15 protein-coding genes are annotated in these 14,682 nt (G+C 46.2%); 10 read left to right on the forward strand and 5 right to left on the reverse strand.

What is annotated here, in order from left to right; genetic code table 11:
• Positions 1–13 precede the first annotated feature (13 nt).
• Positions 14–1,150, forward strand: a complete 1,137-nt coding sequence (gene rfbB, locus H8796_RS24030) for a dTDP-glucose 4,6-dehydratase (RefSeq protein WP_004308968.1) — start codon at positions 14–16, stop codon at positions 1,148–1,150.
• 3 nt (positions 1,151–1,153) lie between these two features.
• Here rfbB and H8796_RS24035 read toward each other — a convergent pair whose 3' ends face one another.
• Complete coding sequence (locus tag H8796_RS24035; RefSeq protein WP_004296804.1) at positions 1,154–2,047, reverse strand: 1,4-dihydroxy-2-naphthoate polyprenyltransferase; 894 nt, start codon at positions 2,045–2,047, stop codon at positions 1,154–1,156.
• An 88-nt stretch (positions 2,048–2,135) separates the two neighbouring features.
• Between H8796_RS24035 and H8796_RS24040 the strand changes: the two genes are divergently transcribed.
• Positions 2,136–3,197: a metallophosphoesterase gene (locus tag H8796_RS24040; protein ID WP_008776353.1), complete on the forward strand. Its 1,062-nt coding sequence runs from the start codon at positions 2,136–2,138 to the stop codon at positions 3,195–3,197.
• Here H8796_RS24040 and nadD read toward each other — a convergent pair.
• Genes nadD through H8796_RS24055 form a run of 3 tightly spaced genes read right to left on the reverse strand, consistent with a single transcriptional unit; the run spans position 3,172 to position 5,247 of the window.
• Positions 3,172–3,759, reverse strand: coding sequence for a nicotinate (nicotinamide) nucleotide adenylyltransferase (gene nadD, locus H8796_RS24045; protein ID WP_004326037.1), 588 nt, complete (start codon positions 3,757–3,759; stop codon positions 3,172–3,174). The genes H8796_RS24040 and nadD overlap by 26 nt on opposite strands.
• Entirely contained in the window at positions 3,756–4,322 is a 567-nt protein-coding gene (gene gmk / locus H8796_RS24050; RefSeq protein ID WP_008776350.1) for a guanylate kinase, read from the reverse strand. The genes nadD and gmk overlap by 4 nt, the downstream gene beginning before the upstream one ends.
• 43 nt (positions 4,323–4,365) lie before the next feature.
• On the reverse strand, positions 4,366–5,247 hold the full coding sequence (locus tag H8796_RS24055; RefSeq protein WP_004296799.1) for a YicC/YloC family endoribonuclease: 882 nt from the start codon (positions 5,245–5,247) through the stop codon (positions 4,366–4,368).
• Positions 5,248–5,336: 89 nt separating this feature from the next.
• Between H8796_RS24055 and tsaB the strand changes: the two genes are divergently transcribed.
• The 7 genes from tsaB (at position 5,337) to rseP (ending at position 12,153) form a co-directional block, all read left to right on the forward strand.
• Positions 5,337–6,026, forward strand: coding sequence for a tRNA (adenosine(37)-N6)-threonylcarbamoyltransferase complex dimerization subunit type 1 TsaB (tsaB, locus tag H8796_RS24060; protein ID WP_008998746.1), 690 nt, complete (start codon positions 5,337–5,339; stop codon positions 6,024–6,026).
• A 36-nt stretch (positions 6,027–6,062) separates the two neighbouring features.
• Positions 6,063–6,674, forward strand: coding sequence for a DUF4290 domain-containing protein (locus tag H8796_RS24065; protein ID WP_004296797.1), 612 nt, complete (start codon positions 6,063–6,065; stop codon positions 6,672–6,674).
• A 30-nt stretch (positions 6,675–6,704) separates the two neighbouring features.
• Positions 6,705–8,009 carry a UDP-N-acetylglucosamine 1-carboxyvinyltransferase gene (gene murA, locus H8796_RS24070; RefSeq protein ID WP_004296796.1) on the forward strand — a complete coding sequence of 435 codons (1,305 nt, stop codon included), beginning with the start codon at positions 6,705–6,707 and terminating at the stop codon, positions 8,007–8,009.
• Positions 8,006–8,548: a ribosome maturation factor RimM gene (gene rimM / locus H8796_RS24075; protein WP_004296795.1), complete on the forward strand. Its 543-nt coding sequence runs from the start codon at positions 8,006–8,008 to the stop codon at positions 8,546–8,548. The genes murA and rimM overlap by 4 nt, the downstream gene beginning before the upstream one ends.
• Before the next feature lie 75 nt (positions 8,549–8,623).
• Positions 8,624–9,484 carry a M23 family metallopeptidase gene (locus H8796_RS24080; RefSeq protein WP_004296794.1) on the forward strand — a complete coding sequence of 287 codons (861 nt, stop codon included), beginning with the start codon at positions 8,624–8,626 and terminating at the stop codon, positions 9,482–9,484.
• A gap of 14 nt (positions 9,485–9,498) precedes the next feature.
• A complete protein-coding gene (locus H8796_RS24085) occupies positions 9,499–10,668 on the forward strand; it encodes a 1-deoxy-D-xylulose-5-phosphate reductoisomerase (protein ID WP_004308958.1) in 1,170 nt (389 codons plus the stop codon).
• Between the two features lie 129 nt (positions 10,669–10,797).
• Positions 10,798–12,153 carry an RIP metalloprotease RseP gene (gene rseP / locus H8796_RS24090; RefSeq protein ID WP_004296792.1) on the forward strand — a complete coding sequence of 452 codons (1,356 nt, stop codon included), beginning with the start codon at positions 10,798–10,800 and terminating at the stop codon, positions 12,151–12,153.
• Between the two features lie 110 nt (positions 12,154–12,263).
• Here rseP and H8796_RS24095 read toward each other — a convergent pair whose 3' ends face one another.
• The gene (locus H8796_RS24095; RefSeq protein WP_008998748.1) at positions 12,264–13,145 is read right to left on the reverse strand and encodes a hypothetical protein; all 882 of its coding nucleotides are present in this window, start codon (positions 13,143–13,145) and stop codon (positions 12,264–12,266) included.
• A 188-nt stretch (positions 13,146–13,333) separates the two neighbouring features.
• Here H8796_RS24095 and H8796_RS24100 point away from each other — a divergent pair, with 188 nt between their 5' ends.
• Positions 13,334–14,671 carry a DUF5690 family protein gene (locus H8796_RS24100; RefSeq protein ID WP_117935268.1) on the forward strand — a complete coding sequence of 446 codons (1,338 nt, stop codon included), beginning with the start codon at positions 13,334–13,336 and terminating at the stop codon, positions 14,669–14,671.
• The last annotated feature ends 11 nt before the right edge of the window (positions 14,672–14,682 follow it).

The following is a 14,682-nucleotide window of genomic DNA, read 5'->3' on the forward strand; positions in this document are numbered from 1 at the left end:
TAAAGAATAAAATATGAAAACTTATCTAGTGACCGGTGCCGCAGGATTTATCGGGGCAAATTACATCAAGTACATCTTAGCCAAACATAACGACATCAAAGTCGTGATATTGGACGCTTTGACGTATGCAGGTAACTTAGGAACGATTGCCAAAGACATCGACAACGAACGCTGTGTCTTTATCAAAGGAGACATTTGTAGCCGCGATGTGGTAGACGGTCTTTTTGCTGAGTATCGTTTTGACTATGTGGTGAATTTCGCTGCCGAGAGCCATGTGGACCGCAGCATTGAAAATCCGCAACTGTTTCTGATTACCAACATTCTCGGAACACAGAACTTACTGGATTGTGCACGCCGTGCATGGGTGATGGGGAAAGACGAACAAGGATATCCGACCTGGAGAAAAGGTGTACGCTATCATCAGGTATCTACCGATGAGGTGTATGGTTCATTGGGAGCCGAAGGGTATTTCACTGAAGCAACTCCGCTTTGTCCTCACAGCCCATACAGTGCTTCTAAGACAAGTGCAGACATGGTGGTAATGGCTTACCACGACACTTATAAAATGCCGGTAACGATTACCCGTTGCTCCAACAACTACGGTCCGTACCACTTCCCGGAAAAATTGATTCCGTTGATTATCAAGAATATCCTCGAAGGAAAGCATCTCCCCGTCTACGGTGACGGTAGCAATGTGCGCGACTGGCTTTATGTGGAAGACCACTGCAAAGCAATCGACCTCGTTGTGCGTGAAGGTCAAGACGGAGAAGTGTACAACGTTGGTGGACACAACGAGAAAACAAACCTCGAAATCGTGAAACTGACAATTTCGACTATCCACCGTCTGATGGCAGAAAATCCCGAATATCGTCAGGTTCTCAAAAAGAAAGTGAAAGACGAAAACGGAGATATTTCGATCGACTGGATCAACGAAGATCTGATTACTTTCGTTAAGGACCGTCTGGGACACGACCAACGTTATGCTATCGACCCCACCAAGATAACAAATGCCTTAGGATGGTATCCCGAAACTAAATTCGAGGTCGGTATCGTAAAGACAATCGAATGGTATTTAGCCAACCAAGCTTGGGTGGAAGAAGTTACCAGCGGAGATTATCAGGGTTACTACGAAAAGATGTACGGGAAATGATTCTCAATTTATCAACATTCCTATTGCAATAAGAATACCCATAAGCAGCATATTACGCGAAGTCTCGCCTAATATGCTGTTTAATTTTTTACCGCTGTATATTTTCACCATCCGTTTCCAGGTAAGGAAATGAGGGATCAGATAAAGTTGCGGAAGAAAAGCGGCGTAGAAATGACCTTCACGAAGGAAACACAAGCAGAGAAGAGAAGCGGTAATCCCCAGCATCAAATAAAAATAGCGACCGAATTTCTCGCCAAAACGAACGATCACTGTCCTTTTTCCACTGCGTGCATCCGCTTCGCGGTCACGATAATTATTGACTACCAACAATGTATCGATAAGCAGTCCGCAGATTAAAGAGGCGATAGTGACATCCGGTGTCCAAGTTAGCGCCTGTACGTAATATGTTCCGCCTACGGGTACAAAGCCGAAAAAGACAATCACCAATACATCGCCCCAACCGTTGTAAGAAAGAGGATAAGGACCGGTGGTATAAAGAAAGGCAAATAACACACAAAGCACTCCTACGATAATCAATTCCCACCCGGCAAAGAAGAGTAACGTACAGCCGATAAGGCAGGCAAGAGCAACCGTAATAATAATCCCGGTTTTCATCGCTTGCGGAGAAATCCATCCTTGCGCACAAGCACGTTCGGGGCCTAACCGGTCTTCCCGGTCTGTTCCTTTGAGGAAGTCGAAAAGGTCATTGATGAAATTAGCGGCAATTTGCATCAGACTTGCAAACAGACAGCAGATCAGTGCAGGCAACCAGTGAAAACGTCCGTCCATTGCAGCAAGAGCAGTACCTATCATAACCGGAGTTATGGCCCCTGTCAGCGTTTTGGGACGTGCAGCTAATATCCATGCTTGTAGCGAGTTACGCTTTACTTCTTCCATACTTTAATATATTATAAATAGTTTTGACGGACAAAGATACATGATTTTTCGTATCTTTGCACCCCGAAAAACTTCAAACTAAGAGAAGATGAAGAAAATAAAAACAATCTACCCTGTTATCCTGTTGACATTGCTTTTGCTGGCTTCCTGTAAGTCGAAAAAGAATATGGTGGCTACCTTGCCACGCCCTGTTTTAAATTCAGATTCTATTTATCCGGATACGGCTAATGCCATAGCCGGGTTATTCTCCCCCGACCACTCGCAACTCAAAGAGCTGAATGTTTCCAAAAACAAAAAGCAGAATACAAAGGAAAAGACTTCTACCGATACACACGAATCGTCGGATCTGGTACTGCGGGGAACAAAAATCACTTCTTCCAGCGTAGATGTATCTTCTGTCTATACCGGAGTGGACCGTGTAGTAAAATATGACTTTACACACCACGATGTTCCCGAAGCCTTTGAAGGTTTCCGTATCGCTTTCATTTCCGACTTACACTACAAAAGTCTGCTGAAAGAAAAAGGCCTGAACGACCTTGTCCGCCTACTGATTGCTCAAAAGGCTGATGTGCTTCTAATGGGTGGTGACTATCAGGAAGGTTGTGAATATGTGGAACCTTTGTTTTCCGCACTGGCACGCGTAAAAACACCGATGGGCACTTATGGGGTAATGGGCAATAACGACTACGAACGTTGCCACGACGATATTGTGAATACAATGAAACATTACGGCATGCGTCCGTTAGAACATGAAGTAGATACGCTTCGTAAAGACGGGCAGCAGATCATTATCGCTGGAGTGCGCAATCCTTTTGATCTGGGGCGCAACGGAGTATCGCCTACTCTGGCACTCTCTCCCAAAGATTTTGTCATCTTACTGGTTCATACTCCGGATTACATCGAAGATGTTTCAGTAGCTAACACCGACCTTGCCCTGGCAGGACACACCCACGGCGGACAAGTCCGTGTATTCGGAGTTGCCCCGGCACTTAACTCACACTATGGCAATCGTTTCATCACCGGACTGGCATATAATTCTGCAAAAATACCTTTGATTATAACAAACGGAATAGGAACCTCCAAATTACCAATCCGTGTCGGCGCTCCGGCGGAAATCATCGTTATTACTCTTCATCGATTAACGGAGTAAACTGGATAGCCTCCCAAGCCTTTGGATGCACAAAGTATCGAACATCTTTCCCTGCATCCAATGCTTCTCGAATAAAAGTAGAACTGATTTCAAATACAGGAGAATGAACAAGACGCACCGTTTCCGGCAATTCCTCCTCTTTGACGGGAAAGCCGGGACGGGGGTAAATAAGAATCTGATTCTCTTTAATGATACGTTCGGACTGATACCAATATCCAAAACGTTCCCAATTATCGGAACCGATAATGAAATAAAACTCGCGATCGGGAAATGCCTCACGCAGTTTCTCCAACGTATATACGCTATATGAGGGGCGAGGCAAATGAAACTCAAAATCTGAAGCCTGAAAACGAGGATAGTCACTGATGCTCAACTTTACCAGTTCGAGACGTAATTCATCATTCCATAACTTCTCCTGTGCTTTCAAAGGATTCTGCGGACTCACCATAAACCAGATTTCATCCAATCCTTCATACTCACAAAGGTAGTTGGCTAGAGCAAGATGTCCGATGTGAATCGGATTGAATGATCCGCTGAAGATTCCGGTTTTCTGCTTATTCATTGTTCCAAAAACTCTTTGATAACTTTCAAAGCTTCCGCTTTAGCAGTTTCCAAATTATCATTGACAATCACACAATCGAATTGCGAAGCAAAACCCAATTCATATTCCGCCTTAGCGATGCGACTTTCAATCACTTCCGGCGCATCCGTTCCACGTCCTTCCAACCGGCAGCGTAATTCTTCCACCGAAGGCGGCTGGATAAACACCGACAACGCACGATCGCCATAAAACTTCTTGATATTGCATCCGCCAACCACATCTACGTCAAACACCACATTCTGACCCGCTTCCAATTGCTTTTCTACCTGCGCTTTCAGCGTTCCGTAATAACGGTCCTTATACACCTCCTCATACTCCAGAAATTCGTTGTTCTCAATGCGTTGGCGAAATTCTTCCGGCGTAAGGAAGAAATATTCAACCCCATGCTGCTCCGTTCCACGCGGAGGACGGCTGGTAGCAGAAATAGAAAACGCTAAATTCAAGTTCTGCGTCAGCAGATAATTGATTATAGTAGATTTGCCCGAACCCGACGGAGCAGAGAAAATAATTAGCTTACCGGTCATAAGTTTAATGAAGAATTAAGAATTAAAAATGATAGATACTGTTTTACATCACGTTCAGCACCTGTTCCTTAATCTGTTCCAGTTCATCCTTCATCTGAACTACGATCTTCTGCATTTCAGCATGATTGGACTTGCTGCCTAACGTATTGATCTCCCGACCCATTTCCTGGGCGATAAAACCAAGCTTCTTACCCTGTCCGCTACCACTTTCCATCGTGCTGATGAAATATTTCAGATGGTTGCTAAGACGTTGTTTTTCCTCGTTGACATCCAGTTTTTCGATGTAGTAAATCAGTTCCTGTTCCAGACGATTCTTGTCGTAGTCTACGCTTAACGTCTTTTCGAGAGCATCAGTGATGCGTTCCTTCACTTTCTCTACACGTTCTTTCTCGTAAGGAGTAATCTGTTCGAGCAAACTGTTGATGTTGGCAATCTTCTCACGGAATTTCTTTTCCAATGCAGCCCCCTCCTGTTTGCGGAAATCGACCAAATGACTGATGGCTTCAAGTATGGTAGCATGCACCATGCTCCATTCCTCTTCCGTCAGTTCCTGAATTTCCGTTTTCGTCATCACGTCCGGCATGCGGAGTAATAGTTGGAGCCAGTCTTCCGGTGCGGGACAAGGAATCCCCAGTTCGCGGCTTATCGAATCCAACTGGCTATAATAACTTTTCAGCACATCCTTATTGATGGGAGCAGCATCCGCGCCCTCCTTCTTCTCTATCCACAGGCTGAAGTCAGCTTTTCCACGTTCCAGAACTTTAGAAATCTCATTACGGATTTCAATCTCTTTTTCACGATACGCCGGAGCGATGCGAGTGGACAAATCCATTGCCTTGCTGTTGAGCGACTTGATTTCTACATTTATTTTTTTATCAGGAAGTTCGGCCGTAGCTTTACCGTATCCTGTCATAGACTGTATCATAACCTTAAAGTTTTGTGCAAAAGTACACGAATATTTTAAGAATTGGAAATAATCATGTAAATTTGCGACAATTTAATAAGCTGATTTTTATGTCGTGTATACTGAATATTGAAACCTCTACCTCTGTTTGCTCGGTAGCGGCCAGTCAAGACGGACAGACGATTTTTGTGAAAGAAGACTTGAAAGGCCCTTCACACGCCGTGTCTTTAGGAGTTTTTGTAGATGAAGCATTGTCGTTCATAGACAGTCATGCCATCCCTTTGGATGCCGTTGCAGTGAGTTGTGGACCGGGTTCGTACACCGGACTCCGAATCGGGGTTTCTATGGCGAAAGGAGTTTGTTACGGGCGCAATATCCCCTTGATCGGTATCCCGACGCTGGAAGTATTGAGTGTTCCGGTGCTGTTGTATCACGACTTGCCCGAAAACGCTTTGCTTTGTCCGATGATCGACGCCCGCCGCATGGAAGTATATGCAGCCGTCTATGACCGTCGTCTACAAGTGAAACGTACAGTTGCCGCCGACATCGTAGATGAGAACTCTTACCTGGAGTTCCTGAACGAACAACCGGTTTATTTCTTTGGAAACGGAGCCGACAAATGCCGCGAACAGATCACGCATCCGAACGCACATTTTATCGACAATATCCATCCGTTGGCTAAAATGATGTTCCCACTGGCAGAAAAAGCAGTGGCCGATGAAGACTATAAAGACGTGGCTTACTTCGAACCTTTCTACCTGAAAGAATTCGTTGCCTCCATGCCGAAAAAGCTTCTTTAATTTTTTAATTTTTAATTCTCAATTTTAATTTAACAAATGCAATACAATACTCAACAGAAAAGAATGCCGCTTCCCGAATACGGACGTAGCATCCAGAACATGGTAGATTATGCGTTGACCATTCAGGATCGTGCAGAACGTCAGCGTTGTGCCAACACCATCATCAACATTATGGGAAATATGTTCCCCCATTTGCGTGATGTACCCGATTTCAAGCACAAGCTTTGGGACCACCTGGCTATCATGTCCGGTTTTGAGCTGGATATTGACTATCCGTATGAAATCATCCGCAAGGACAATCTGGTGACCCGCCCGGACCATATCCCCTACTCCACTGCCCGTATGCGTTACCGTCACTACGGACATACGCTGGAAGTACTGATAAAAAAAGCGATCGAATTCCCTGAAGGAAACGAAAAGAGAAACCTGATTGCCCTTATCTGCAACCACATGAAAAAGGATTACCTGGCATGGAACAAAGATACAGTGGACGACAAAAAGATTGCCGAAGACCTATACGAACTGTCTAACGGGGAACTCCAAATGACCGACGATATCGTCCGGCTGATGGCAGAACGCCTGAATCAGAACTACCGTCCGAAGACGAACTATACCAACAATCGTCAAAACAATAAAAGAAGATACTAAAACACTTTATACTTAATACTAAAAAAATTAATGGCTTCATTTGTAATCGAAGGAGGACATCGGCTTAGCGGAGAAATCCACCCGCAAGGAGCTAAAAACGAAGTTTTGCAGATAATCTGTGCCACGTTGCTGACCGCAGAGGAAGTGACGGTGAACAATATACCTGACATTCTTGATGTCAACAACCTGATTCAGCTCTTGCGGGAGATGGGAGTGACGGTTGCAAAGAAAGGCATTGATTCTTATAGTTTTAAAGCAGAAAATGTAGACCTGGCTTATTTGGAAAGCGATGAATTCCTAAAGAAATGTTCCAGTCTGCGAGGCTCTGTGATGCTTATAGGTCCCATGGTGGCACGTTTCGGCAAGGCATTGATTTCCAAGCCGGGAGGAGATAAAATCGGTCGCCGCCGTCTGGACACTCACTTTGTAGGTATTCAGAATTTAGGGGCCGACTTCCGCTACGACGAAGAGCGGGGTATCTACGAAATAACGGCCGACAGACTTCAGGGAAGCTATATGCTACTGGACGAAGCATCTGTCACCGGAACAGCCAACATCGTCATGGCAGCCGTACTTGCCAAAGGTACGACCACCATTTACAATGCCGCCTGCGAACCCTACGTGCAACAACTCTGCCGGTTACTCAACCGGATGGGAGCCAAAATCAGCGGTATCGCATCCAACCTGCTCACCATCGAAGGCGTGGAAGAACTGCACGGCACGCAACACACCGTACTGCCCGACATGATTGAAGTGGGCAGCTTCATCGGCATGGCGGCAATGACGAAAAGCGAAATTACCATCAAGAATGTTTCTTACGAAAATCTTGGAATCATCCCCGAGAGCTTCCGCCGTCTGGGCATCAAGCTCGAACAAAGAGGAGACGATATTTACGTTCCCGCACAGGAAACATACCAGATAGAATCATTTATCGACGGCTCCATCATGACAATAGCCGACGCCACTTGGCCGGGACTGACTCCCGACTTGCTAAGTGTGATGCTCGTTGTAGCCACACAAGCCAAAGGCAGCGTACTGATCCATCAGAAAATGTTCGAAAGCCGCCTGTTCTTTGTGGACAAGCTGATCGACATGGGTGCACAAATTATTCTCTGCGACCCTCACCGCGCCGTAGTCATCGGACACAACCACGGCTTCAAGCTGCGCGGTGCCCGCCTGACTTCACCGGATATACGTGCCGGTATCGCCCTTCTGATTGCCGCCATGAGCGCCGAAGGAACCAGTACCATTAGTAACATCGAACAGATAGACCGTGGTTATCAGAACATCGAAGGACGTCTGAACGCTATCGGAGCCAGAATCACCCGGATATGATAAAGAAAGAAGAAGTATACAAGATAGGATTATTCAATAAACCGCACGGCATCCACGGCGAATTGCAATTTACCTTCACGGACGATATTTTCGACCGTGTGGACTGTGATTACCTGATATGCCTGCTCGATGGCATTTTCGTGCCTTTCTTCATCGAAGAATACCGCTTCCGTTCAGACTCCACCGCCTTGGTGAAACTGGAAGGAGTCGACAGTGCCGAACGTGCCCGAATGTTCACCAACATTGAAGTCTACTTCCCCGTGAAACACGCCGAAGAAGCGGAAGATGGCGAATTATCCTGGAACTTCTTTATCGGTTTCCAGATGGAAGACATCCATCACGGACTTCTGGGAGAAGTTATAGATGTAGATACCACTACGGTAAACACCCTTTTCGTGGTTGAAGGAGCGGAAGAAGAGGAACTGCTCGTTCCCGCCCAGGAGGAATTTATCGTAGGAATAGACCAGAAACAGAAACTCATCACGGTGGAACTTCCCGAAGGGTTGCTCAATCTGGAGGAATTGGAAGATGACCGGTGAGAACGAATCAAACGATGAGCCGCTCATCCACTGAAAATAGTAAATAGTAAATCGTAAAAACAGTAAATACCCGAGATGCCAAAGAGAAGACGAAGTAAAGCTTTCTGGAAAAATTTCAAGTTCAAGTATAAACTAACGATCGTTAATGAAAATACACTTGAAGAAATTGTCGGACTTCGCGTATCCAAGCTCAATGGACTTTCCGTATTACTTTGCGTGCTGGCGGTACTTTTCCTGATCGCTTCCTGCATCATCACCTTCACCCCGCTGCGCAACTACCTCCCCGGATACATGAACAGTGAAGTCCGTACACAAATCGTAGACAATGCCCTGCGTGTAGACTCTTTACAACAAGTGCTCAACAAGCAGAATCTTTACATCATGAACATTCAGGATATCTTCAGTGGAAAAGTATCCATCGACAGCGTGCAGACACTCGATTCACTGACCACTGCCCGCGAAGACACACTGATGGAACGTACCAAACGGGAAGAAGAATTCCGCCGTCAGTATGAAGAGAATGAAAAATATAACCTGACCTCCATCACTTCCCAACCGGACGTGACCGGACTCATTTTATACCGTCCGACACGAGGTATGGTGTCCGACCACTTCAATGCCGAGAAGAAACATTACGGCACCGACATCGCCGCCAATCCCAACGAAAGCGTACTGGCAACTATGGACGGAACCGTCATCCTAAGCACATACACCGCCGAGACAGGTTATCTGATTGGCGTACAACATAACCAGGATTTAATTTCAATCTATAAACACTGCGGCTCCCTCCTGAAAAAGGAAGGTGAACGCGTGAAAGGAGGGGAAGCCATCGCTCTGGTAGGAAACAGCGGCACACTTAGTACAGGGCCGCACCTCCATTTCGAACTTTGGTATAAAGGTCATCCGGTGAATCCCGAAAAATACATCGTATTTTAAGTGATAATAGAAAAATGAATATAGAGACTAACAAAAAGAAAAAACAAATAGCTATCCTAGGCTCAACAGGCTCCATCGGGACGCAGGCTCTGCAAGTCATCGAAGAACATCCCGACCTGTACGAAGCCTATGCGCTGACAGCCAACAACCGCGTGGAACTACTGATTGCCCAGGCACGGAAGTTCCAGCCGGAAGTGGTAGTGATAGCCAACGAAGAAAAGTATTCCGAACTGAAAGAAGCATTGAGCGACCTGCCTATCAAAGTGTACGCAGGCACAGACGCTATCTGTCAGATTGTAGAAGCAGGCCCCATCGACATGGTGTTGACAGCCATGGTCGGTTATGCCGGACTAAAACCAACCATCAACGCCATCCGCGCCAAGAAAGCGATTGCGTTGGCCAATAAAGAAACATTGGTAGTAGCGGGCGAACTGATTAATCAGTTGGCACAACAATATCGCACTCCGATTCTGCCGGTAGACTCTGAACACTCTGCTGTTTTTCAGTGTTTAGCGGGAGAAGTGGGTAACCCGATCGAGAAAGTGATATTGACAGCCTCCGGAGGTCCGTTCCGCACTTGCACCTTGGAACAGCTGAAATCCGTCACAAAGACGCAAGCCTTGAAACATCCCAACTGGGAAATGGGAGCAAAAATCACAATCGACTCCGCTTCCATGATGAATAAAGGTTTTGAGGTGATCGAAGCCAAATGGTTGTTTGGTGTTCAGCCCAGCCAGATCGAAGTGGTGGTGCATCCGCAATCAGTCATTCACTCGATGGTGCAGTTTGAAGACGGAGCTGTCAAGGCACAACTTGGGATGCCAGATATGCGCCTGCCCATCCAGTACGCATTCTCCTACCCCGACCGTATCAGCTCTTCTTTCGACAGACTCGATTTCTCCCAATGCACGAATCTGACGTTTGAGCAACCCGATACGAAACGGTTCCGCAACCTGGCACTCGCCTACGAAGCGATGTACCGCGGAGGGAATATGCCCTGTATCGTCAATGCTGCCAATGAAGTAGTGGTAGCCTCTTTCCTGAAAGACGACATCAGCTTCCTCGGCATGAGCGACGTAATAGAGAAAACAATGGAACGGGTTGCCTTCATCGCCAATCCGACATACGACGATTATGTAGCTACGGATGCGGAAGCAAGGAAAATAGCAGCCAGTCTGATATGATCCGCTTCATCCCATTGATGAACAAAGAAAATAAAGAAATTGATTAGTATTAATATAAATTGAAAATAGCCTTTATATCCTCTCTTCGGTAGAGAATTAGTTGAAGGCTTTAAACTGTAAATAGACTATATGGAAACATTTTTGATTCGTGCCCTGCAATTGATTATGAGCTTATCCTTGCTCGTTATCGTTCATGAAGGCGGGCATTTTCTTTTTGCCCGTTTGTTTAAGGTGCGTGTAGAAAAATTCTGCTTATTTTTTGACCCTTGGTTCACCCTTTTTAAGTTCAAACCCAAGAAAAGTGACACAGAGTATGCAGTAGGCTGGTTGCCATTGGGCGGTTATGTCAAAATAGCCGGCATGATTGATGAGTCGATGGATACCGAACAGATGAAACAACCCGAACAACCGTGGGAGTTCCGCTCCAAGCCGGCGTGGCAACGTCTGCTGATAATGGTGGGTGGCGTACTGTTCAACTTCCTGTTGGCACTGTTCATCTACTCCATGATTCTTTTTGCATGGGGCGACCAATATATAAAGGTACAGGAAGCCCCTCTTGGTATGGAATTCAACGAGACTGCCAAAGCGGTAGGTTTCCAGGACGGTGATATCCTCCTTTCTGCCGACGGTGTTCCTTTCGAACGTTATGACGGCGACATGTTGAGCCAGATTGCCGATGCACGCGAAGTAAGCGTCATCCGTAACGGGGCAAAAGCCTCCGTCTATATCCCGGAAGACCTGATGCAACGCCTCTTGGCAGACAGTGTCCGCTTCGCCTCCTACCGTTTCCCGTACGTTATAGACAGCGTAATGGTGAACTCTCCTGCCGCACAAGCAGGAATCCAGGCAGGTGACAGCATCATCGCCCTGAACGGAACACCGATCTCTTTCTCCGACTTCAAAGAAGCGATGGCAGAACGTAAGAAAAACGAAGCAACCCTGCTCAAAGACAGCATAGATCCGCGTCTAATCACGCTGACTTATGTGCGTAACGGTGCAACAGACACGCTAAGTATGCGTGTAGACTCCGCCTACCTGATGGGTGTAACCGCCTGTCTCGTCACAGACCGTCTGCTCCCTATGGTAAAAAAAGAATATGCCTTCTTTGAATCCTTCCCCGCAGGTGTCTCCCTCGGTGTGAAAACCCTGAAAGGCTATGTAGGAAACATGAAATACCTCTTCTCAAAAGAAGGAGCCAAACAACTGGGCGGCTTCGGAACGATCGGCAGCATCTTCCCCGCTACCTGGGACTGGCACCAGTTCTGGTATATGACAGCCTTCCTTTCCATCATCCTGGCTTTCATGAACATCCTCCCTATCCCCGCATTAGACGGTGGCCACGTGCTCTTCCTCTTCTACGAGATGATAGCCCGCCGCAAACCGAGCGACAAGTTTATGGAATACGCCCAGATGACCGGTATGATTCTGCTCTTCGGTCTGTTGATATGGGCTAACTTCAATGATATTTTGCGATTCTTCTTCTAGCGAATATAACAATAGAAAGATAGAGAAAACATATAAAAAGAATCATCCCGGATGAAAAAGGTTTTAAAAACCAATTTTCATCCGGGATCTTTTTTTATTGTTGTTTGTCTTTAAATCTTCAACATCTTCTTCTCTCTCTCCAAATCCGTCTCATCCAACTTAGGTGAAGGCACCGTGCACGTTTTGATATAATCTCCCTCCTGACACGTATAATTATAGTACACCTCCAATTCCGGAGTCAATTCCGCCCGCGGAACCAGACACCCTTCCATCTCCAGAAACTGATTAACATCCGTACTATCCGACTGTTTCACCAGTACAATACGACGCGCAATCGGATTATGATTGTAGTCCAGACAGAGATAAAGCCCTTTCAGCATATTCGGAAACTCATAATGCGGAAGTTGCAGGTAAATAGTCACCAGCGCAAACTGTGGCAAATCCCTTTCGTTGAACATCAGGTAAGAGTTCTGATGATTACTGATAATCCCGCTCCCCCAATGCACCGACTTATACGCATTAATCATCCCCACCTTCACATACTCATTATTCTCGGAAGCACAAATCATGTACGGCTCGATCTTCAAGCTATCCGTAGAAGACGACAAACTGTAACTAAGATACATACCGCTATAATTATACACCTCCTGCACAGACTCCTTCGCCTCTTTCCCCAGCAACTTGATAAAAGAGTTGCCATTCTCCGCCTCGCTCTGCACGTCCGGCTCCATCTCCTGAAGCAACAGCCTCACCGATCCCACATTATTTAATAAGCGTTTCTTGGAAACATTATTCACCAGTGCCAAAGCTTCATCCAGCGCCTCGTCCGGTGTGCGTGTTTTCAATAAGTCGATATAAGCGGGAAGCACACTCGAATACAAAGCAGACAACACACTCGGAGCCATATCCACCCGGTCGGCAATTTCTTTCATCTTCACCCCGTTGTTGCGCAGGTACTCTATTCTTTTATAAATATCCGTAAGTTCGTCCATGATTTTTCGGTTTGTTAATTGATTCCGTTGCAAAGGAATGACTAAGGTATTATGTTTGTATTGCATGAATATTACATTAATATTTCAGTACACTTAAAGGCTCATATATACAATATGATTCATTGAAATTCATTTTTTCGTTCGCTCCGACACCCTACTTTTGCACCGGAAACAAAAAAAATAGCATTATGAATTTCAAAGAAAAACTGTCGCCTTCGGCCCAAAAGAAACTTTCCGATTTACTCTTTATCCTTTATGCGGGAGGAGCGGCACTGCTATCCTATTCATTAGTCTACGCACTACGCAAACCGTTCACCGCCGCCACGTTCGACGGCATGGAACTATTTGGTATGGACTATAAGATAGCCACCAGCATCATCCAGATATTCGGATATATGGTATCCAAGTTTATCGGGATCAAACTTATTTCCGAACTGAAGAGAGAAGGCCGCCTGAAATTCATTCTTGTTTCTATTTTAGTGGCCGAACTCTCTTTGGTTCTTTTCGGATGCCTACCCCGCCCGTTCAATGTGTTGGCGTTGTTCTTCAACGGACTGTCGCTTGGCTGTATGTGGGGAGTCATCTTCAGCTTCCTCGAAGGACGCCGGGTGACGGATCTGCTCGCTTCCCTTTTCGGACTCAGTATCGCAGTCAGTAGCGGCACAGCCAAATCCATCGGACTTTTCGTTGTCGACACCCTGCACGTCAGTGAGTTCTGGATGCCTGCTCTGATCGGTGCGGTAGCATTACCCTTGCTGGCAGGACTGGGCTATATCCTCGATCACCTGCCCAAACCGACTGCCGAAGACAAAGCACTGCGTGTGGAACGTGTCACTCTCAACAAACAACAACGCTGGAACCTGTTCCGCAGCTTTGCTCCCATATTGACACTGCTTTTCTTCGCCAACCTCTTTCTCACCGTTTTGCAAGATGTCAAGGAAGACTTTCTGGTGAAAATCATAGACGTCAATGCCGCCGGACTTTCCCCGTGGGTATTCGCCAAAGTGGACGGTGTAGTCACACTGATTATCCTGGCTATTTTCGCCACCCTGGCAGTGATGAAAAGCCACATCAAAGTACTTTCCGTTCTATTGACCCTTGTCATTGCGGGAGCAATCACACTTAGCACTGTGGCATTCAACTACCATACCCTGCAACTTTCTCCGCTCGTGTGGTTATTTATCCAGAGCCTCTGCCTCTATTTTTCTTACTTGAGCTTTCAAACCATCTTCTTCGACCGCTTCATCGCCTGTTTCCGCATCAAGGGAAATGTAGGTTTCTTCATAGCGATGGTCGATTCCATCGGCTACACAGGCACAGTGGTGGTATTGGTAGTGAAAGAATGTTTCAACCCGGATTTAAATTGGCTGGAATTCTACAATACGATGGCAGGGACAGTAGGAATCGTCTGCACCTTTGCGTTCACCTTAGCAATGATTTATCTGACACAAAAATACAGAAAAGGGAAACAGGGTGAAATACGCGGGAACGAATCTTGCCCCGCCCCCTCCCTCGCTTCTTACTAATTTCTGACGAA

The organism is Bacteroides sp. M10, from assembly GCF_014334015.1.
Classification (GTDB): Bacteria; Bacteroidota; Bacteroidia; order Bacteroidales; family Bacteroidaceae; genus Bacteroides; species Bacteroides intestinigallinarum.